Genomic DNA, 19,262 nt, shown 5'->3' on the forward strand with positions numbered 1-19,262 from the left:
AGCCTTCGGGCTGCCTTTTTGCTATCTGATGTTTGAAAATTCGTCTTCGGCGTATCACGCACATACTGAGTTGAAATGGCTGCCATCGACCACCCGCTGATTGACCGGTTTCTGGATGCGCTCTGGCTTGAAAAGGGGCTGTCCGATAACACCCGCGATTCCTACCGCAGCGACCTGGCGCTGTTCAACGGCTGGCTGCAGGAGCGCAACGTTGATCTGCCCAGTGCCGGACGCGAGGTCATCCTCGATCATCTTGCGTGGCGCGTTGAAAATGCCTACAAACCGCGCTCTACAGCGCGCTTTTTATCCGGTGCCCGAGGCTTCTATCGTTACCTGCTGCGTGAAAAGCTCATCACGCTCGATCCAACTCTGCAGATCGATATGCCTCAGTTGGGCAAGCCATTGCCCAAGTCACTCTCCGAAGCCGACGTCGAAGCGCTGCTGGCAGCACCCGACCTGAGTGAGGCCATCGGCGAGCGTGACCGTGCCATGCTGGAAGTGCTGTATGCCTGCGGTCTGCGGGTGACCGAACTGATCAGCCTGACACTGGAGCAGGTCAACCTGCGCCAGGGTGTGCTGCGGGTGATGGGCAAAGGCAGCAAGGAACGGCTGGTGCCCATGGGCGAGGAGGCCATTGTCTGGGTAGAGCGCTACCTGCGCGGTGCCCGCGACGAGTTGTTGGGCGGGAAGCCCAGTGACGTTCTGTTCCCCAGCACCCGCGGCGATCAGATGACCCGGCAGACCTTCTGGCACCGTATCAAGCATCAGGCGACGGTTGCGGGCATCGGCAAATCCCTGTCACCGCACACCCTGCGCCATGCCTTCGCCACCCATCTGCTCAATCACGGCGCTGACTTGCGGGTGGTGCAGATGTTGCTGGGGCACAGCGATCTTTCGACGACCCAGATCTACACCCATGTGGCACGGGCGCGGTTGCAGGAATTGCATGCCAAGCATCATCCACGCGGTTGACTCACGACGTATTTTGCGAAGCTTCTTACGTCGCTCCGAGTCGGCCCCGCGAGCCTTATGTGGTAGGCTTTGCCGGTTTCGCATATCAAGGCTGGCGCCCCTTTTTTCGACCGCCGCCAGTCTGCCCGTCGTCATAGGAGTTTCCATGCGTTTGCCCCAGATTTTCGCTGCCGCCGCTTTACTGCTGGCCGGCACATTCAGTATGTCTGCCCTGGCTGATGCTGCCCCTGATCAGGCCATCCGCAAGACCCTCGATTCGCTGGAATTGCAGTTGCCGGTCGAGAGCATCTCGCCGAGCCCGCTCAATGGCCTTTATGAAGTGAAGCTCAAGGGCGGTCGCGTGCTTTACGCCAGCGCCGACGGCCAGTTCGTGGTTCAGGGCTACCTGTTTCAGGTGCAGAACGGCAAGCCGGTCAACCTGACCGAGAAGACCGAGCGACTGGCCATTGCCAAGACCATCAATGCCATTCCGCTTTCCGAAATGGTGATCTACCCGGCGGTGGGCGAGACCAAATCGCACATCACGGTATTCACCGACACTACCTGCCCGTATTGCCACAAACTGCACGAAGAAGTCGGGCAGTTGAACAAAATGGGCGTTGAAGTCCGTTACATGGCGTTCCCGCGCCAGGGCCTGGGTTCTCCGGGTGACGAGCAGTTGCAGGCTGTGTGGTGTTCCAAGGACCGCAAAAGCGCAATGGACCGCATGGTAGACGGCAAGGACATCAAGGCCGCCAAGTGCGACAATCCGGTGAGCAAGCAATATGAGCTGGGTCAGTCGATCGGCGTCAACGGCACCCCGGCGATTGTCCTCGCCGACGGTCAGGTGATTCCGGGCTATCAGCCTGCTGCTCAGGTTGCCAAACTGGCAATGGGCGCCAAATAACGCTTTGTCACATCAGCATGCTTCATATAAGCATGCGCTACACGAGGCTGTGCTTTTGGCGCCTCTTCACATTTGTAGCCGCATGGCAACGTGCGGCGGATTTCACGGCTGATCAAGCATCGGCTGTTTTTCGGGGAGTTCATCAGTGAAACCGGTCAAAGTAGGCATATGTGGGCTGGGTACTGTCGGTGGCGGTACCTTCAACGTACTTCAGCGTAACGCCGAGGAGATCGCCCGCCGTGCCGGGCGAGGAATCGAAGTTGCGCAAATTGCGGTTCGTACACCAAACCCCAACTGCCAGATTGCCGGTACGCCTACTACCAGTGATGTGTTTGCCGTTGCGACCAACCCTGAAATCGACATCGTTGTTGAACTGATCGGTGGTTACACCATCGCCCGTGATCTGGTGCTCAAGGCCATCGAGCATGGCAAGCACGTAGTGACCGCCAACAAGGCGCTGATCGCAGTTCACGGCAACGAGATTTTCGCCAAGGCACGTGAAAAGGGTGTAATCGTAGCCTTTGAGGCGGCTGTCGCTGGCGGCATCCCGGTCATCAAGGCCATCCGTGAGGGGCTGTCTGCAAACCGTATCAATTGGGTTGCAGGCATTATCAACGGCACTGGCAACTTCATCCTCACCGAAATGCGCGAGAAGGGCCGTACCTTTCCGGACGTTCTGGCCGAAGCCCAGGCGCTGGGTTATGCCGAGGCCGATCCGACCTTCGACGTTGAGGGTATCGATGCAGCGCACAAGCTGACCATTCTGGCCTCCATTGCCTTCGGCATCCCGCTGCAGTTCGACAAGGCCTACACCGAAGGCATCACCAAACTGACCACCGCCGACGTGAATTACGCCGAGGCGCTGGGCTATCGCATCAAGCACCTGGGCGTTGCACGCAGCACGGCCCAGGGTATCGAACTTCGCGTACACCCGACGCTGATCCCGGCCGATCGTCTTATTGCCAACGTCAACGGCGTGATGAACGCGGTGATGGTCAATGGCGATGCGTCCGGCTCGACGCTGTTCTACGGTGCCGGTGCCGGTATGGAGCCTACGGCTTCCTCCGTGGTGGCCGATCTGGTGGACGTGGTGCGGGCAATGACCTCCGACCCGGAAAACCGCGTGCCGCATCTGGCCTTCCAGCCCGATTCGCTGTCCGCGCACCCGATTCTGCCGATCGAAGCCTGTGAAAGCGCCTACTACCTGCGCATCCAGGCCAAGGATCACCCGGGCGTGCTGGCCCAGGTGGCGAGCATCCTGTCCGAGCGCGGTATCAACATAGAGTCGATCATGCAAAAGGAAGTCGAAGAGCACGATGGCCTGGTGCCGATGATCCTGTTGACGCACCGTGTTGTGGAGCAGCGCATCAATGACGCCATTCAGGCCCTGGAAGCTCTTCAGGACGTGGTTGGCCCGGTGGTTCGTATTCGCGTAGAACATCTTAATTAACATCAGCTGCGAGCCGTCAGCTGCAAGCTCAAAGTCAGACGCCAGTCGTTTTGAGCTTGAGGCTTGAGGCTTTCAGCTCAAACCAAAGGTTTGATCCCATGCGCTATATCAGTACTCGCGGCCAGGCGCCGGCCCTGAACTTCGAAGACGTGCTGTTGACTGGTCTGGCCAGCGACGGCGGTCTGTATGTGCCGGAAAACCTGCCACGCTTCACTCAGGAAGAGATCGCTTCCTGGGCCGGTCTGCCGTATCACGAACTTGCCTTTCGGGTGATGCGCCCATTTGTGGCTGGCAGCATCCCGGATGCCGATTTCAAGAAGATTCTTGAAGAGACCTACGGTGTCTTCGCCCACAGTGCAGTGGCACCGTTGCGTCAGTTGAATGGCAACGAGTGGGTACTTGAGCTGTTCCACGGTCCTACCCTGGCGTTCAAGGACTTCGCGCTGCAATTGCTCGGTCGCTTGCTGGACTACGTGCTGGCCAAGCGTGGCGAGCGTGTGGTGATCATCGGCGCTACCTCGGGTGACACCGGCTCTGCAGCCATCGAAGGCTGCCGTCGCTGTGACAACGTCGACATCTTCATTCTGCACCCGAACAATCGGGTATCGGATGTCCAGCGCCGGCAGATGACCACCATCTTTGGCGACAACATCCACAACATTGCAGTAGAAGGCAACTTCGACGACTGCCAGGAAATGGTCAAGGCCAGCTTCGCCGATCAGGGCTTCCTGAAAGGCACGCGTCTGGTCGCCGTCAACTCGATCAACTGGGCGCGAATCATGGCCCAGATCGTCTACTACTTCCATGCATCGCTGCAGTTGGGCGGGCCAGCACGTTCGGTATCGTTCTCGGTTCCGACCGGCAACTTCGGCGACATCTTTGCCGGTTACCTGGCACGCAACATGGGGCTGCCGGTCAATCAACTGATCGTCGCCACCAACCGCAACGACATTCTGCACCGCTTCATGAGCGGCAATCAGTACGTCAAGGAAACCCTGCACGCGACGTTGTCGCCTTCCATGGACATCATGGTGTCGTCGAACTTCGAACGCCTGTTGTTCGATATGCACGGTCGCAACGGCTCTGCCATTGCCGAGTTGATGAGCACGTTCAGGCAGGGTGGCGGTTTCAGTGTCGAAGAAGAGCGCTGGACTGAAACCCGCAAGCTGTTCGATTCGCTGGCGGTCAGCGACGAGGACACCTGCACGACCATTGCTGAAGTGTTTGCCAGCACCGGCGAACTGCTTGATCCGCATACCGCTATCGGGGTGAAGGCTGCTCGCGAATGCCGTCGCAGCCTGGACACGCCAATGGTGATTCTGGGTACCGCGCATCCGGTCAAGTTTCCGGAGGCAGTGGAGAAGGCTGGTGTAGGAAAAGCGCTTGAGCTACCTGCACATTTGTCTGATTTGTTCGAGCGTGACGAGCGCTGCACTGTGCTGCCAAATGACCTGAAAGCCATACAGGCGTTTGTCAGCCAGCATGGCAATCGCGGCAAACCGCTCTGACAGAAGCGTCGTGTAACAACTTTAGGCCCGCCACTTGGCGGGCCTTTCTGTTTCTACGTGCCAAACTTCGCTGGTTTTCGAACCATAGAGTTGGGTCATTTGTAGTGAAGCAGGCAAGCATGCAAAGCGTAGTCAGGGAGGCAGACAGCACATTGAGAGGCCGCGCATGGCGCATGGCATGCATGTGGTTGGCACTGGTTTTTGTCGGGGCGGTCGATGCGGCGCAAAGCTTGCCGTTTACCCTGACAGCCCCTTTCGTGGCTTCAGCGGATCTGGCCCTGGCAGATCAGGATCGTGCCTGGCTCGACCAACGCAAGGTGCTTCGGGTCGGTATTGCGATTGCCGACTACGAGCCGATTGATATCACCAGTGACCGCAACCGTTATCAGGGCATCAGTGCCGACTATCTGGGGTTGGTCAGCGACCAGTTGAACATTCCGGTGCAGGTGACCGGGTTTGCCAGGCGTGACGAGGCCATCGAGGCATTGCGCGACGGCAAGATAGACCTGCTGACCAGCGCCAATGGCTTTGAGCGGGGCGTGAAAGGACTGTCGTTCTCAATCGAATACATGCCTGACCGATCTGTTGTCGTCGGTCGTGGCAACGATCTGAGCCCGCCGCCAAGCCTGGCCGGCAAGAAGGTTGTGCTGCTTGATGGCTATGCCGACTCGGACGTCGCTCACCGCGTTTATCCTGATAGCGAGCTGATTATCGCGCCTAACCTCTACAGTGCTCTGGAGGCCCTGAGCCAAGGCGAGGTCGACGCTTTTATCGGCAACGAAGTCATTGTCCGGGCCTACACCGCCCTGCGTCCTTATCTCGGATTGCAGATCAAGTTCGAAAGCCGGTTGCCTCCGGTAGGGTTTTCTTTTGCAGTGCGTGACGATGAGCAGCGCTTGCTGACCTTCATCAATCGTGCGCTGGACAGCATTGAACCGTCGATCGGTCGTGAAGTGCTCGGCCGCTGGACCATGGGGCTGGGTGCTGATGTGGAGGGGCAACGCATTCGACTTACCGGTGCCGAGCGGCGCTGGCTGCTCAAGCACCCGAGCGTGACCATCGCCACCACACAGCATCCGCCGTACATCTACAAAGACAAGAATGGCCAATGGGTGGGGCTGAACGCAGATGTGCTGTCCCGTATCTCACGCATGACCGGGTTGCAGTTTGTCCATCAGGAAGTGCCTTCCACGCAGCAGAGCATTGAAATGCTGCGTGTCGGTCTTGCCGAGATGAACACCTCGCTTGCAGAAAATGCCGAGCGTCGGCGGTTTCTGGACTTTACCTATTCGTTCGGAGGCAATAGCTGGATGTTCGTGGTGCGCTCCGAGCGCTCATCCCGAGTATCGCTCGACAGTCTGGCCGGTAAAGTGCTGGCACTGCCTGCCCGGCATGCGCTCGAGGACCTGATCAGGCGCGAGCACCCCTTGATCCAGCTGCGTCTGGTGGACACCTACGACCAGGCCCGAGCCCTGGTGGAAAGCGGTGTTGCCGACGCGACCATTCAGAATGAAGTAGGTGCCTACCTGTTCCCGGCCGGGCAACTGAAGGTCGCCCGCAGTGTCGATGGACAATGGTCACCCGACAGGTTTTCGGTGATCAAGACCCAGCCCGAACTGCTGGGTATTCTGAATAAGGCGCTGGAGGAGTTCCCGGTGGCCGAGTTGCGCTCGATCCGTTTGAAGTGGCTGGGCTCGGCACTGCCTCAGCCTTCGCTCTGGGGGCGTATACCACAGTGGGTATTCTGGATACTGGCCCTGGCGTTACTCACCGGTCTGGTCTCGCTGGTCTGGAGCAGTCGGCTCAAGGTGCAGATTCGCCAGCGTCTCAAGGCCGAAAGGCAGCTCAATGACCAACTGGCCTTCAAGCACGCCTTGTTCGATGGTATCCCCAATCCGATTTATGTACGCGATCTCAAGGGGCGACTGATTTCCTGCAACCGTAGCTACGAGCAGAGCCTGGGCATCAGTTTCGAGCAGATGAATGGTCGACGCCTTACCGATGTAAACCTGATACCGCATGCATTGGCCGAACAGATGCATACCGATTACCTGAATTTGCTGGAAAATCACCAGCCGGTCTTTTCCGATCGCACCATCGAACTGTCCGGAAGACGCATGGACGTCTGGCAATGGACGGTGCCTTTCTTCGCCGCCGACGGACAGTTGCAGGGGTTGCTGGGCGGCTGGGTCGATATCACCGAGCGCAAGCAGCTTGAGCAGCAGCTCCAGGAAGCAATGCGTCTGGCCGCTCAGGCCAACGAGGCGAAGAGTGTCTTTCTGGCCAGCATGAGTCATGAAATTCGTACCCCAATGGGTGCAATCATCGGTTTGCTGGAGCTGGAATGCGCACACGCTTTACGCAAGGGGCATACACCGTCGCAAGGCTTGCAGGTCGCCCATCGCTCGGCTACGGAGCTGGTGGCACTGATTGGCGAAAGTCTTGATCTGGCCAGAATCGAAGCGGGCGGCATGCAGTTGTCATTGACAGTCACATCCTTGCAGGCTCTTTTCGAGGGCGTAATCGAGCTTTTTTCAGCGCAGGCCCGGGAAAAGGACCTGGAACTGCGGCTGGAATTCTCCGAACAGGCTCAGGGCGATTACTGGCTTGACCCGCTGAGGTTGCGTCAGGTGTTGCATAACGTCTTGGGCAACGCCCTGAAATTCACTCGGCAAGGGGCGGTCGTCGTGAGTGTGACGGCGCTGGATGACTCATCGCGTGTACGCATCGGTATCCAGGACAGTGGCGAAGGTATCGATCCCGAGCGTCAACAGCAGATATTCCAGCCCTTCACTCAGGCCAGCGATGACACTGCCGCACATTACGGCGGGAGCGGGCTGGGACTGAGCATCACCCGGCAACTGGTGGAGTTGATGAAGGGCGACATCAGCCTCTACAGCGAGCCGGGCGAGGGTACGCTGGTCAACATCGATTTGCCGCTGGTCAGGGTAAGCGAGCCGGTTTCGCCCTCCAGCGATGTCCCGGATGCACCTGTGGATACGCGCAGCCTTCGCTTGTTGGTGGTCGATGACATGTCGGCCAACCGGCTGGTGTTGACCCGCCAGCTGGAGTTTCTTGGCCATCAGGTGGTGGCTGTCGAAGATGGCGAGGCTGCGCTGTCGAGGTGGTGCGAAGAGCCGTTCGATGCGGTCATCACCGACTGCAACATGCCGGGTATCAGCGGTTATGCATTGACCGAAGCCATTCGACAGATCGAAGAGAAAGAGCAGCGCCGGCGCTGCCCGGTCATTGGCTGTACCGCTAACGCAATGAGCGACGAGGCTGCACGGTGTGAGCAGGCGGGGATGGACGGTCTGCTGATCAAACCGCTTTCCCTGGCGCGTCTGGCCCAGGAGCTGGCGGATCGGGTACGTGAGCCGACGTTCGACATCAGCACGCTGCAAAACATGACCCGGGCCAACCCGCAACAGATGCAACGGTTGTTGGGCGAGTTGTGGAAGAATCTCAGGCATGAACACGCCTTGCTGGAGCCTGCGGTGCTGGCACATGACTGGAACACCTTGAGCGCTTGCCTGCATCGGCTCAAGGGCGCGGCGAGTCTGGTTGACGCAGTACCGTTGGCCAAGGCGTGCGCGGCGCTCGATGAAAGTGTGCGGCTTGAGTGTGTGGCCAGTGTGCCTGAGCGCTGGCTGGCGCTGGAAGCTGCGATGACCGGCCTGCGCGCTGATATCGAGTTGCAATTGGTGGCAGTGCCCGACATTGCGGCGGCTCGCGATTGAGACTTGCGTAAAAAATTCTGTTATCGCTACCGGGTTTAGGACATGTCCTATGGGGCATGCGTTCGGGAGGAGCTACAGTAAGTGTTCCCCTGAGCCGCTGGCTCTGACTCCCGTAGGCGTGACCGTGCACTCACTCAAGGTTCTGATTCTCGAAGACCATCCGTTCCAATTGATGGCTCTGCACCAGATGCTCAACGCCAATCAGGTCTTCGATGTGCTGGCTGCCGAGAGCGTTGAGGTTGCCAGGCTTTCCCTGCAAAGCCGTGGTCCTGTCGACATTGCTATCTGTGACCTGCAGATGGACGGCCCCGACGGCCTTGAGCTGATCCGCTTTATGGCCGAAAACGGGTTGGCGAGGGCGCTGATCATTGTCAGCAGTTCAGCTGCCTGCGTGCTGGAAGGTGTTGCGCAGCTGGCGCTCAGCCAGGGTTTGGACGTGTTGGGGTATGTGCAAAAACCTGCTTCGGCCGCTGTACTCCATGACCTGCTTGAGGCCTACGGGCCAGGCCGTGCCGGGAGTGCGCCACAGTCACCGGTAAAGCGTGCGTTCGGGGCACTGTCTGCCGTGGAGTTGTTTGATCCAAAAGACAATATGCCCATAGACGTTGCGTCTGTTGCCGAGCAGTGGATTGCCTATTTTCAACCCAAGGTCAGTCTGCAGGGCAAGTTGTTGGGTGTCGAGGCGCTGGTCCGCTGGCAGCACCCCACGCATGGCTTGCTGGCTCCCGGACGATTCATGGAAGCCATCGAAGCTGAGGCGCTGACGGTTGCGTTGACCTGGCGTGTGCTGGATCAGGCCCTGCTGTTCTCTGCACAGTTCATGCGCGAGCAGGGCGAAGTGCTCTCGGTTGCGGTCAATATCGACCCACAAGTGCTGCAACAGGCGGATTTCGCCGGGCAGATCATGCAGGCGCTGGCCCGTCATGGCGTGCCAGCAACCGCACTGACCCTGGAGATTCTCGAACAGGACGCTGCCCGCCCGGAAACCTGGCAGATGGAGGGCCTGCTGCGGTTGTGCATGCAGGGCTGCAAATTGTCTATTGATGACTTTGGCATGGGGGCTTCGAATATCGACAGGCTCCTGCAGTTGCCCTTCAGCGAGTTGAAGATACCGACCGAATTTGTGCGTGGCATGGCCGACGATGCGCGCAAGTCTGCAGTGGTGGCTGGAGCCATGCTCATGGCGCAGAGGTTGTCCATGTCGGTAGTGGTGGAGGGGGTCGAAACGATTGACGACTTTCATAGCCTGCTGGCATTGGGCAACCCGGCCATTCAGGGATATTTCATTGCGCGTCCGATGCCCGCATCAGAGTTCGTGCGCTGGGCCGTCGAGCGCGAGTCTCATCTGCAGGCCATGCTGACAGACGGCCAGCCTCAGGACATGCCGCTTTCCTGCAAGTAAATGAACAGCGCGGCGTCGTTGGCCAGACCGAGCTTGCGCATGGCCGCGACTTTCTGTGCGCTGACAGTCTGTTTGCTGCGATTGAGCTGCGCAGCGATCTGGCCGACGGTATGACCCGCCGAGAGCAGGCGTAACACCTCCAGCTCTCTTGGCGACAGCTTTTCTGCTGGCGACAGCGCGTCAGGGCCGTACTGACGGGCTTCCCTCAGCACCCTGCGCACGGAATCAGCGACAAAAAACTCACCGCGCTGAACGCCCCTGATGGCCGCAGGCAGTTCTCCGGCAAGGCTGGCCTTGCTCAACAGGCCGCGCACGTTAAGGTCCAGCATGGACTGGAAAAGTCCGGCATTGCTCAGTGTCGTTACAACGATCACTGGCAATGCCGGAAAATCCCGGTGGATACGCTGCAACAGGCGCAGGCCGTCGTTCTGCAACTCGACCGGCATCATGAAATCAGTCACCAGCACATCGCAGGTGTGGCGCGCGAGTACCTGTAACAGTTCGTCCGGATTACAGGCTTCGGCGACGACGCTAGCCAGATCGTCCTGTTCCAGTACGACACGCAGGCCGATGAGAAAAATAGGGTGGTCGTCAGCCACGATGACGCGCAACGGGCGATCAGTGGAATCGCTCAAGATGTGGCTCCATCAAAAAGGCTATTGGTATTACAGACGACGGGATTGTTTAACGCAGTGATCAATAGCATAGGCACCTTGTAGGACGTGTAGCGGAATTATGTTGAGTTTTCCTACAAGCCCACTTCCCGTCGCCATCGGCCTCCGGTTTTTTCCTTGTCACATTCAACAGGCATGCTCGAAATGACAGACCGGTGCTGTGATCAGGCGATAGAAAGAACTTTCTGCTGTCGCCGACGGTCATTGGTTAGCACCTTTGCATTCAAACTGTTGAGTGGTGATCCGGATGGAAAATATCAGCTTACTGCTAAGCGAAGCGCTGGCTCCTTATCAGGCCAGTATTGGCCCGGCGGGTACTCGGGGCGAACGTCTGGTGACGCTTAAGGATAAAGCGGGCGTCTGTGTGATCGAGCGTACATTCGGCGCTGATCAACTGAGCGACAAGCGTCAGCTCACCGACGTGGTAGACGGCCTGCGCCGGGATTTGATGGTCGCCGAAGGTCGAATCGAACCCTGCGTCATTGCCGCGATGCGCAATGCTGCAATCAGCCGAACGTTTGTCGGCACTCCGTCTTTTGCTTAACAGTTGCTTAACAGTTATCTGACTCGCGTCAACGATGTCGGAACCTGACGCGCTCGTCGCACTCCTATCCATTACGTCAGGTTTGATCATTGTGCTCCGGTGATCAAAGGTTGGCGTACTGACCATCATGGTCATGTTTACCCCGAGCAGGCTCCCCCTCTGCCCGGGGTTTCTTTTGTGTGGTCAGTTCTTCTCGAACAGCGCCTTGACGTCTTCCAGGTAGCTTGCCCGTTGCTCGGGGTCCAGCCACTGCGCGTAAAAGCCCATCAAGCTGCTTTCGCGCAACACACGCATCTCGCGGTTGATCTGTGCGAGGGCTTTTTTGCCTTCAGGTGAGTCGCTGCAACTGATATAGACGAATTGATAGGCCGGGTTGCCTTTGATCGGCAAGAAGGCCAGTTCATCCGGCCTTATGCCTTGTTGCATGGCCTGATAGCGCGCTTCCGGCCAGAAACTGATAAAGGCTTGCAGGCGCCCCAGGCGTTCCATTTGCAGAAGGCTGCCGGTGGCATCGTTACCGTAATGGAGCACCAGCGCCTCTTCGTCGACAGCTTGCAGCGTATGGTCGATCAGTTCTCCATAGCTGCGCTCGGCAACTATGCCCAATTTGATCGTCCGGCTGGCCATCAGCGCCGCGAAGTCGATTTTTCCGTCCTCGACATACGGCTCGAACGTCGACATGTCTTCCTTGCGTACAATGAGGCCGCTGCTGAATATGGCGCCGATCGGTATGGAGAAAAGCAGGGTTCTGGCTCGCTCCTCAGTCCACAGCATGGTGGGATCACAACTCAGAGACGTGCCGTCGTTAAGCATCTGTAGGCCCCTGGCACGGTTGACGCGCATCAGCACGTGATCGTATTCGGGCATTCGTGCCGTTAACAAAGGCATGAGCTGATCAATGGCACCTTGCCCGCGCATGACCCCGGAAAAGATCGTCGAAGGCGGTATGTCGCGCATCAGCCAGGTCAGTGTCTCTCTTGCCTGGCTGGCGCATGACAGGGCTGCCAGCGACAGGGCGAGCATCAATCGAGCCGTTGTGCAGTACGAGGCAGGAAGGGACATTCGCTGGTTTCATCCTCGAAAAAGATTCAGCAAACTGGAGTAGGGTGGCAGCTCTTTGAGTGGCGCTGCGCCTGTGGCGTCACATTCAAGTGCTTCGGCAGTCCCTTGCCGGGATCCAGGTACGCGGAGCAGATCGTCTATAAAGCCAATCTGTATCAGAATTTTGTTTCAGGCTATCGATTTTTGTATAGCCTGCAAGTCGGAGCAATTACATCCCCTGCGCGAGCAAGTTCGTTCACAGGCCCGGCATCGGTTAGACTTGCGGTCTTACCTCCAGACTCTAGAAGCCCGTTCATGGCCCAGCCGTCCACGACCTACAAATTCGAACTCAACCTCACCGACCTCGATCGCGGAGTGTATGAGAGCGTCAAACAGACCATTGCCCGCCATCCTTCGGAAACCGAAGAACGCATGACCGTGCGCCTGCTGGCCTATGCCTTCTGGTACAACGAACAATTGTCGTTCGGTCGCGGCCTGTCTGATGTGGACGAACCCGCACTGTGGGAAAAAAGCCTGGATGATCGGGTTTTGCACTGGATCGAAGTCGGGCAGCCGGATGCCGACCGCCTGACCTGGTGCTCGCGTCGCACCGAACGCACCAGCCTGCTGGCCTACGGCAGCTTGCGTGTTTGGGAAGGCAAGGTCATCCCGGCGATCAAGAACCTGAAAAACGTCAATATTGCCGCCGTCCCGCAGGACGTGCTGGAAGTGCTGGCCAAGGATATGCCGCGGGTCATCAAGTGGGATGTGATGATCAGTGAAGGAACGGTGTTCGTCACCGACGACCGCGGCCAGCATGAAGTCCAGTTGCAATGGCTTGCGGGCGAACGCGGCTGACAGCCGCCGGTTCCGATCGAAAAAACATTCATCGACACTGCAAAGAGAATCAGCTGACCCGCATGCGCATCGAACCTCGTCTATTGCCCGATACCTTGCCGTTTCTCGGCGACCTGCCGCCCTTGCTCACTCGTCTTTATGCCGCAAGGGGCGTGGCCTGCGAGGCCGAGCTGGACAAAAGCCTGGCGCGGTTGATCCCTTATCAGCAACTCAAGGGTATCGATGCTGCGGTAGACCTGCTGGTAACGGCGCTGCGCGAAGGCCAGCGCATGCTGATTGTCGGTGATTTCGATGCCGATGGCGCGACTGCCAGCACTGTGGGTGTTCTGGGGCTGCGCCTGCTGGGCGCGGCACACGTCGATTATCTGGTGCCTAACCGTTTTGAGTACGGTTATGGCCTGACGCCGGAAATCGTCGAAGTCGCGTTGCAGCGCGAACCTCAGTTATTGATCACTGTGGATAACGGCATTTCGAGCGTCGAAGGCGTGGCCGCTGCCAAGGCGGCAGGCTTGCAGGTACTGGTCACCGATCACCATTTGCCGGGTCACGAGCTTCCGGCGGCAGACGCCATCGTCAACCCCAACCAGCCAGGCTGTACCTTTCCCAGCAAATCGCTGGCCGGTGTCGGGGTTATTTTCTATGTGTTGATGGCCTTGCGTGCGCGTTTGCGTGACACCGGCTGGTTCGAGAGCAACCAGCGTGCCCAGCCCAATCTGGGTGAGCTTCTGGACCTGGTCGCGCTGGGCAGCGTGGCCGATGTCGTGCCGCTGGACGCCAACAACCGCATTCTGGTCCATCAGGGCCTGATGCGTATCCGTGCCGGGCGTGCCCGTCCGGGGCTGCGCGCCATTCTGGAAGTCGCACGACGTGAACCTTCGCGCATCACCTCCACTGACCTGGGGTTCATTCTCGGACCACGCTTGAACGCGGCGGGGCGCCTGGACGACATGAGCCTGGGCATTGAGTGCCTGCTCTGCGACGACCCGACACTGGCGCGAGAAATGGCCGTGCAACTGGACGAATTGAACCAGGATCGCAAATCCATCGAGCAAGGCATGCAGCGCGAAGCGCTCGCGCAGCTCAAGGACCTGCCGCTGGAGTCCATGCCGTTCGGCCTGTGCCTGTTCGATGCCGAATGGCATCAGGGTGTCATCGGTATCCTGGCCTCGCGCCTCAAGGAGCGCTACCACCGACCCACCATCGCATTCGCCAGTGCCGGGGAGGGCGTGCTCAAAGGCTCGGCTCGCTCGGTGCCGGGGTTTCACATTCGCGATGCGCTGGACGCTGTGGCGGCCAGTCATCCACATCTGATCAGCAAGTTCGGCGGGCACGCCATGGCGGCAGGTCTCTCGCTGCCCGAAGAGAATTTCCCGGCGTTTGCCGAAGCGTTCGACCTGGAAGTGCGTCGTCAGCTCGACGAGCAGGACCTGACCGGACGTCTGCTGTCTGACGGTTCGCTGGCCGTCGAGGAGTTTCATCTGGAACTGGCCCGCGCACTGCGCAATGCCGGTCCCTGGGGGCAGCACTTCCCCGAGCCGTTGTTCCATGGCGTGTTTCAACTGGTTGAACAACGGGTGGTGGGCGAGCGTCATTTGAAAATGGTGCTCAAGACCGAGTGCGGCAGCGTCAAGCTCGATGGCATTGCGTTCGGCGTCGACCGTGACATCTGGCCCAACCCCAACATTCGCTGGGTCGAACTGGCCTACAAACTTGACCTCAACGAGTTTCGTGGCAACGAAACCGTGCAGTTGATGGTGGTGCACATCGCGCCACGCTGACAATCAGCAGGAACCCCTCTCGCTATCGGGTTGTCGACAACAGACTGTCTGCAAAACCTGTTCATTGAATGAACGGTGCCTGGACACCTGAATTTTCATTACGAGAGGTTGCCATGAGCCTGCTGCTTGAACCCTACACCCTGCGTCAATTGACCCTTCGCAACCGTATTGCAGTCTCGCCGATGTGCCAGTATTCCAGTGTCGACGGCCTGGCCAACGACTGGCATCTGGTTCATCTGGGAAGCCGAGCGGTTGGCGGCGCCGGCCTGGTCATCACTGAAGCGATGGCGGTGACGCCGGACGGCCGCATAACCCCCGAAGACCTGGGGCTGTGGAGCGACGAACAGATCGAGCCGCTGCAACGCATTACCCGCTTTATCAATGCTCAGGGTGCGGTGGCTGGCATCCAGCTGGCGCACGCAGGTCGCAAGGCCAGCACCTGGCGCCCGTGGCTTGGCAAGCACGGCAGCATTTCCCTCAATGAAGGTGGCTGGACTCCGGTCGGGCCTTCGGCAATTGCTTTTGATCCGCAGCACACGGCGCCTGTGCAACTGAGCGAAACGCAGATTCAGGAGCTGATCAAGGCGTTTGTCGATTCCGCACGGCGCGCCCTGACCGCGGGCTTCAAGGTGGTAGAAGTTCACGCTGCCCACGGCTATCTGCTGCACCAGTTCCTGTCGCCATTGAGCAACCAGCGCACCGACCAATATGGTGGTTCATTCGAGAACCGCATTCGCCTGACGCTGCAAGTCACCGAAGCGGTGCGCGCAGTGTGGCCTGAAGAGCTGCCGTTGTTCGTTCGCGTGTCCGCCACCGACTGGGTGGAAGACGGCTGGAACGCCGATGAAACGGTAGAGTTGGCGCGCCGTCTGAAGGCGCTGGGTACCGACCTTATCGATGTGTCGTCGGGCGGCACGTCAGCCAACGCGGAAATTCCGGTTGGCCCAGGCTATCAGACGCGTTTTGCCGAACGGGTTCGCAAAGAGTCCGAAATCGCTACAGGGACGGTAGGAATGATCACTGATCCGGCCCAGGCAGAGCATATTCTGCGCACCGGGCAGGCCGATATCATCCTGCTTGCGCGTGAGCTGCTGCGTGATCCGTACTGGCCGCTGCGTGCCGATGAAGACCTGGGCGGGCGTCTGGCGACCTGGCCTGCACAGTACCAACGCGCCACACATCGGGATCAGCCGATTCATGAGTCTGATCTGCGGGATTGATGCCCGTTCGGTTTACGGAAGGAAGCAGCAAATAAGTGGGCGCCGCAGGGCGCTCATTTTTATTCGCCTTCCAGCAGTTCGGTGACGCGTCCGATCAGTTCGGCAATGGCAAAAGGCTTGGGCAGTACATGCATGCCAGGTTCCAGCGTATCGTGGGCCAGCGCCGCGTTTTCAGCGTAGCCGGTCACAAACAGTATTTTCAGGTCGGGCCGAACATCCCGGGCGGCGTCTGCGACCTGGCGACCGTTCATGCCGCCGGGCAGACCGACATCGGTAATCAACAGGTCGATGGCCGCTTTTGACTGCAGAATGGTCAGAGCATCGGCGCCTCGCTCGGCCTGCAAAATGGTATAGCCAAGGTCTTCAAGCAACTCGGCAATCAGCAGACGCACAGCGGGCTCGTCATCAACGACCAGAATGGTTTCATCGCTGATGCCAGGTGCGGGCACTTGTAGAGGGTTGTCTTCAAGTGCCACCGCTTCAGGCTCACCTTCATGCATCGGCAGCAGGATGCAGACTTTCGAGCCTTCTCCGACGTTTGAGGTGATGTTGACGCCGCCTCCGGACTGCCGTGCAAAGCCGTAAATCATCGACAGCCCGAGGCCCGTCCCCATGCCTAACGGTTTGGTGGTGAAGAACGGATCGAAGGCCCGTGCCATGACATCTTTGTCCATGCCCGTGCCTGTATCGCTGACGCATAACTCCACGTAACGACCTGCGGGCAACTGATACCTCGCCGCTGCTGCTGCATTAAGATGACGGTTGCCAGTCTGAATCAGCAGCTGTCCGCCGTCAGGCATGGCGTCCTTGGCGTTGATACATAAATTGAGCAGCGAGTTTTCCAACTGATGCGGGTCCACCAGAGTCGACCACAGCCCTCGTGACGCAATGACCTGCATATCGATGGCAGGGCCCACGGTACGCCGGATCAGTTCATCCATGCCCGCCACCAAAAGGTCGATATCCGTCGCCTTGGGGGCCAGTGTCTGACGGCGCGAGAATGCCAGCAGGCGGTGCGTCAGGGAGGCTGCGCGTCTTGAGCCTTCCAGTGCTGCATTGATATAGCGATCCAGCTCCGTGAAGCGCTCCTGTCTGATCCTCGACAGGAGCAACTCCATGTTGCCGGTCACGCCCATCAGCAGGTTGTTGAAGTCATGTGCCAAACCGCCGGTCAACTGCCCGACCGCTTCCATTTTCTGGGCCTGAATCAGTGCTTCTTCGGCAATACGCAATGCTTCGATGCGATCTTTCTCATGGGTCAGGTGCTTGCCCAGCGCAAAAATGATTCCATTGCCTGGCGCAGCGGTCCAGCCGAACCAGTGATAGGTCCCGTCCACATGCAGGTAGCGATTCTCGAACAGCGGCAAAACATGATTGATGGCGTGTTGCAGGGCATCCTCGGTATTACGGACATCATCTGGATGCAGCAGGCTCATGATCGAACTGCCCAGAAGCTCTTGTTCAGTGCGGCCCAACAGCACTGTCCAGGCCGGGTTCACCCGCAGGAAAATGCCGTTGAAATCGAGTATCGCCAGCGGGTCCGGGGAAATCTCCCAGAATGTATCCAGCTCCAGGGTCCGCTGCGCCAGCCTGGCGGTCTGCCGTCGTTCCAGATTTACCAGATCGTCGATCAGTTTCAGGCGTTTGCGCTCACTGTCCTGCAACGCTTGCTGACTGAGGACATGCTCGGTGGTTTCGTTGGTGATGCAAAACATGCCAACGATCATCCCTTGCTCGTCGATCACCGGCGAGAAGGAGAATGACCACCATGTCTGCTCCACCTCTCCATAGCGCGCCATGCTCAGCGGCATGTCCTTGTAATGGCAGGGCTTGCCGGCGTATGCATCAATGACCAGTGGCGCGACCTGATCCCACACATCAGCCCAGAGGTCCGGAATAAGCGCGCCAATGGCGTTATCCTTACGCGGGCCGAGGATGGGGGTATAAGCATCATTGTGGAAAAACACCAGCTCCGGTCCCCAGAGCAGATACATCGATTCCGGCGAGTTCAGAATCAGATTCAGGGTGTTTTTCAGCGATACCGGCCAACGCTCGATGGGTCCGAGTGGTGTCTGGCTCCAGTCCTTTGATCGGATAATCCCGGCAGCCGTGCCGTTAGCTGTCGGGAAACCAGTGGGCGATATCACTTCAGGCAAGCTCCTGACGGTATGCGTCTTGCGTTCATATGGGTGTACTTAAGGTTGATCAATCTGGACGAGCAGTCTTTTTAACTGCTTTTCGTACCGGCTGCTCCACTATTGACCCCTTATCAGAGCCGCGCGTTGCACGTGTTTCGCTGATATCGGGAATGACTGGATGAATGGGGCTGGTCGGGAATCGTAACATCCGGAAGCACACCGGTAATCTTGAGTCAGTGACTTCCTGTCAACTTGTTGGTCAATGACTCATCTGACAAACCTTGTAGGAGGCTTTCTGTGAATACGCGTGGCTTACTCGATCAGTTGCTCAAATCCGGGCAAAGCATGTTGCAGGACAAGGCTAACGGCAAATCCGGCAAGCAGTCTTCGGGCAGCGATTCATTGATCAATGGTCTGGGCAGCCTGCTCGGCGGCGGCAAAGGCCAAGGGACCTCCCAGAGCGGTCTTGGCGGTCTGCTGTCCGGCGCCGGTGGCGGTGCACTGGCTGCAGGTGCCATGAGCCTTCTGCGCGGCAAACGCTCGCGCGGTATGGGCGGTAAGGTGCTGACTTACGGAGGCTTGGCGGCATTGGGCGTACTGGCCTATAAGGCCTATAACAACTGGCAGTCCAGTCAGGGCCTCGTCGGTCAGCGTGAGCCGCAAACCATTGATCGCTTGCCCGAGGCTGAAGCCGAGCAGCACAGCCAGGCCATCCTGCGTGCACTGGTTGCCGCTGCAAAAGCCGATGGTCATGTGGATGAGCGTGAGCGTGAACTGATCGAGGGGGAGTTCAGCAAATTGAACAGCGATCAGGCGCTTCAGCAATGGCTTCAGGGCGAGTTGAACAAACCGCTGGACCCGGCAGAAGTGGCTCGCGCCGCGACCACGCCTGAAATGGCGGCGGAAATGTATATCGCCAGTGTCATGCTGGTGGATGAAGAGCATTTCATGGAGCGCGCCTATCTCGATGAGCTGGCGCGCCAGTTGAAACTGGAGCCCGGTCTCAAGGCCGAACTGGAAGCACAGGTGCGGGGCGCCGAGTAAGCTGCCA

General features: G+C 58.7%; 14 protein-coding genes. 11 read left to right on the forward strand and 3 right to left on the reverse strand.

Annotated features, from left to right (window positions below; all coding sequences use genetic code 11):
* Nucleotides 1-75 precede the first annotated feature (75 nt).
* The 6 genes from xerD (at nt 76) to KP808_RS06480 (ending at nt 9,958) form a co-directional block, all read left to right on the forward strand.
* Nucleotides 76-972, forward strand: a complete 897-nt coding sequence (xerD, locus tag KP808_RS06455) for a site-specific tyrosine recombinase XerD (RefSeq protein WP_122280210.1) — start codon at nt 76-78, stop codon at nt 970-972.
* 145 nt (nt 973-1,117) lie between these two features.
* Nucleotides 1,118-1,858 (forward strand): bifunctional protein-disulfide isomerase/oxidoreductase DsbC, encoded by a 741-nt coding sequence (gene dsbC, locus KP808_RS06460; RefSeq protein ID WP_002552526.1) that lies wholly within the window; start codon nt 1,118-1,120, stop codon nt 1,856-1,858.
* Nucleotides 1,859-2,003: 145 nt separating this feature from the next.
* Nucleotides 2,004-3,308 (forward strand): homoserine dehydrogenase, encoded by a 1,305-nt coding sequence (locus tag KP808_RS06465; protein WP_002552527.1) that lies wholly within the window; start codon nt 2,004-2,006, stop codon nt 3,306-3,308.
* A 98-nt stretch (nt 3,309-3,406) separates the two neighbouring features.
* Entirely contained in the window at nt 3,407-4,816 is a 1,410-nt protein-coding gene (gene thrC / locus KP808_RS06470) for a threonine synthase (RefSeq protein WP_002552528.1), read from the forward strand.
* Nucleotides 4,817-4,998: 182 nt separating this feature from the next.
* A complete protein-coding gene (locus tag KP808_RS06475) occupies nt 4,999-8,556 on the forward strand; it encodes an ATP-binding protein (protein ID WP_230017824.1) in 3,558 nt (1,185 codons plus the stop codon).
* A gap of 124 nt (nt 8,557-8,680) precedes the next feature.
* Nucleotides 8,681-9,958, forward strand: a complete 1,278-nt coding sequence (locus tag KP808_RS06480) for an EAL domain-containing response regulator (RefSeq protein WP_080394859.1) — start codon at nt 8,681-8,683, stop codon at nt 9,956-9,958.
* Here the strand turns inward: KP808_RS06480 and KP808_RS06485 are convergent.
* Nucleotides 9,931-10,593: a response regulator transcription factor gene (locus tag KP808_RS06485; RefSeq protein WP_058399624.1), complete on the reverse strand. Its 663-nt coding sequence runs from the start codon at nt 10,591-10,593 to the stop codon at nt 9,931-9,933. The genes KP808_RS06480 and KP808_RS06485 overlap by 28 nt on opposite strands.
* Nucleotides 10,594-10,879: 286 nt before the next feature.
* Here KP808_RS06485 and KP808_RS06490 point away from each other — a divergent pair, with 286 nt between their 5' ends.
* Entirely contained in the window at nt 10,880-11,176 is a 297-nt protein-coding gene (locus KP808_RS06490) for a DUF3509 domain-containing protein (protein ID WP_005743386.1), read from the forward strand.
* Nucleotides 11,177-11,359: 183 nt separating this feature from the next.
* Here the strand turns inward: KP808_RS06490 and KP808_RS06495 are convergent, their stop codons facing one another.
* Nucleotides 11,360-12,199 carry a TIGR02285 family protein gene (locus KP808_RS06495; RefSeq protein WP_058399625.1) on the reverse strand — a complete coding sequence of 280 codons (840 nt, stop codon included), beginning with the start codon at nt 12,197-12,199 and terminating at the stop codon, nt 11,360-11,362.
* 333 nt (nt 12,200-12,532) lie between these two features.
* On the opposite strand from KP808_RS06495, the gene KP808_RS06500 reads away from it, so the two are divergent.
* The 3 genes from KP808_RS06500 to KP808_RS06510 all read left to right on the forward strand — a co-directional run bounded on the left by KP808_RS06500 (nt 12,533) and on the right by KP808_RS06510 (nt 16,073).
* Nucleotides 12,533-13,075 carry a YaeQ family protein gene (locus KP808_RS06500; RefSeq protein ID WP_002554774.1) on the forward strand — a complete coding sequence of 181 codons (543 nt, stop codon included), beginning with the start codon at nt 12,533-12,535 and terminating at the stop codon, nt 13,073-13,075.
* 62 nt (nt 13,076-13,137) lie between these two features.
* Nucleotides 13,138-14,853: a single-stranded-DNA-specific exonuclease RecJ gene (recJ, locus tag KP808_RS06505; protein WP_004666049.1), complete on the forward strand. Its 1,716-nt coding sequence runs from the start codon at nt 13,138-13,140 to the stop codon at nt 14,851-14,853.
* Between the two features lie 113 nt (nt 14,854-14,966).
* Nucleotides 14,967-16,073, forward strand: coding sequence for an NADH:flavin oxidoreductase/NADH oxidase (locus KP808_RS06510; protein ID WP_122280209.1), 1,107 nt, complete (start codon nt 14,967-14,969; stop codon nt 16,071-16,073).
* A gap of 59 nt (nt 16,074-16,132) precedes the next feature.
* Here KP808_RS06510 and KP808_RS06515 read toward each other — a convergent pair whose 3' ends face one another.
* Nucleotides 16,133-18,220 carry a hybrid sensor histidine kinase/response regulator gene (locus KP808_RS06515; protein ID WP_058399627.1) on the reverse strand — a complete coding sequence of 696 codons (2,088 nt, stop codon included), beginning with the start codon at nt 18,218-18,220 and terminating at the stop codon, nt 16,133-16,135.
* A 288-nt stretch (nt 18,221-18,508) separates the two neighbouring features.
* On the opposite strand from KP808_RS06515, the gene KP808_RS06520 reads away from it, so the two are divergent.
* The gene (locus KP808_RS06520) at nt 18,509-19,255 is read left to right on the forward strand and encodes a tellurite resistance TerB family protein (RefSeq protein WP_057403261.1); all 747 of its coding nucleotides are present in this window, start codon (nt 18,509-18,511) and stop codon (nt 19,253-19,255) included.
* Nucleotides 19,256-19,262: the final 7 nt, after the last annotated feature.

This window comes from Pseudomonas savastanoi (assembly GCF_020917325.1).
In the GTDB taxonomy this organism is placed as follows: domain Bacteria; phylum Pseudomonadota; class Gammaproteobacteria; order Pseudomonadales; family Pseudomonadaceae; genus Aquipseudomonas; species Aquipseudomonas amygdali.

Excerpts from the sequence above, each read along its gene's own strand:
- xerD (WP_122280210.1), top strand. The coding sequence starts at position 76 with ATGGCTGCCATCGACCACCCGCTGATTGACCGGTTTCTGGATGCGCTC.
- KP808_RS06475 (WP_230017824.1), top strand. The coding sequence starts at position 4,999 with ATGTGGTTGGCACTGGTTTTTGTCGGGGCGGTCGATGCGGCGCAAAGC.
- KP808_RS06490 (WP_005743386.1), top strand. The coding sequence starts at position 10,880 with ATGGAAAATATCAGCTTACTGCTAAGCGAAGCGCTGGCTCCTTATCAG.
- recJ (WP_004666049.1), top strand. The coding sequence starts at position 13,138 with ATGCGCATCGAACCTCGTCTATTGCCCGATACCTTGCCGTTTCTCGGC.
- dsbC (WP_002552526.1), top strand. The coding sequence starts at position 1,118 with ATGCGTTTGCCCCAGATTTTCGCTGCCGCCGCTTTACTGCTGGCCGGC.
- thrC (WP_002552528.1), top strand. The coding sequence starts at position 3,407 with ATGCGCTATATCAGTACTCGCGGCCAGGCGCCGGCCCTGAACTTCGAA.
- KP808_RS06495 (WP_058399625.1), bottom strand. The coding sequence starts at position 12,199 with ATGCTCGCCCTGTCGCTGGCAGCCCTGTCATGCGCCAGCCAGGCAAGA.
- KP808_RS06500 (WP_002554774.1), top strand. The coding sequence starts at position 12,533 with ATGGCCCAGCCGTCCACGACCTACAAATTCGAACTCAACCTCACCGAC.
- KP808_RS06510 (WP_122280209.1), top strand. The coding sequence starts at position 14,967 with ATGAGCCTGCTGCTTGAACCCTACACCCTGCGTCAATTGACCCTTCGC.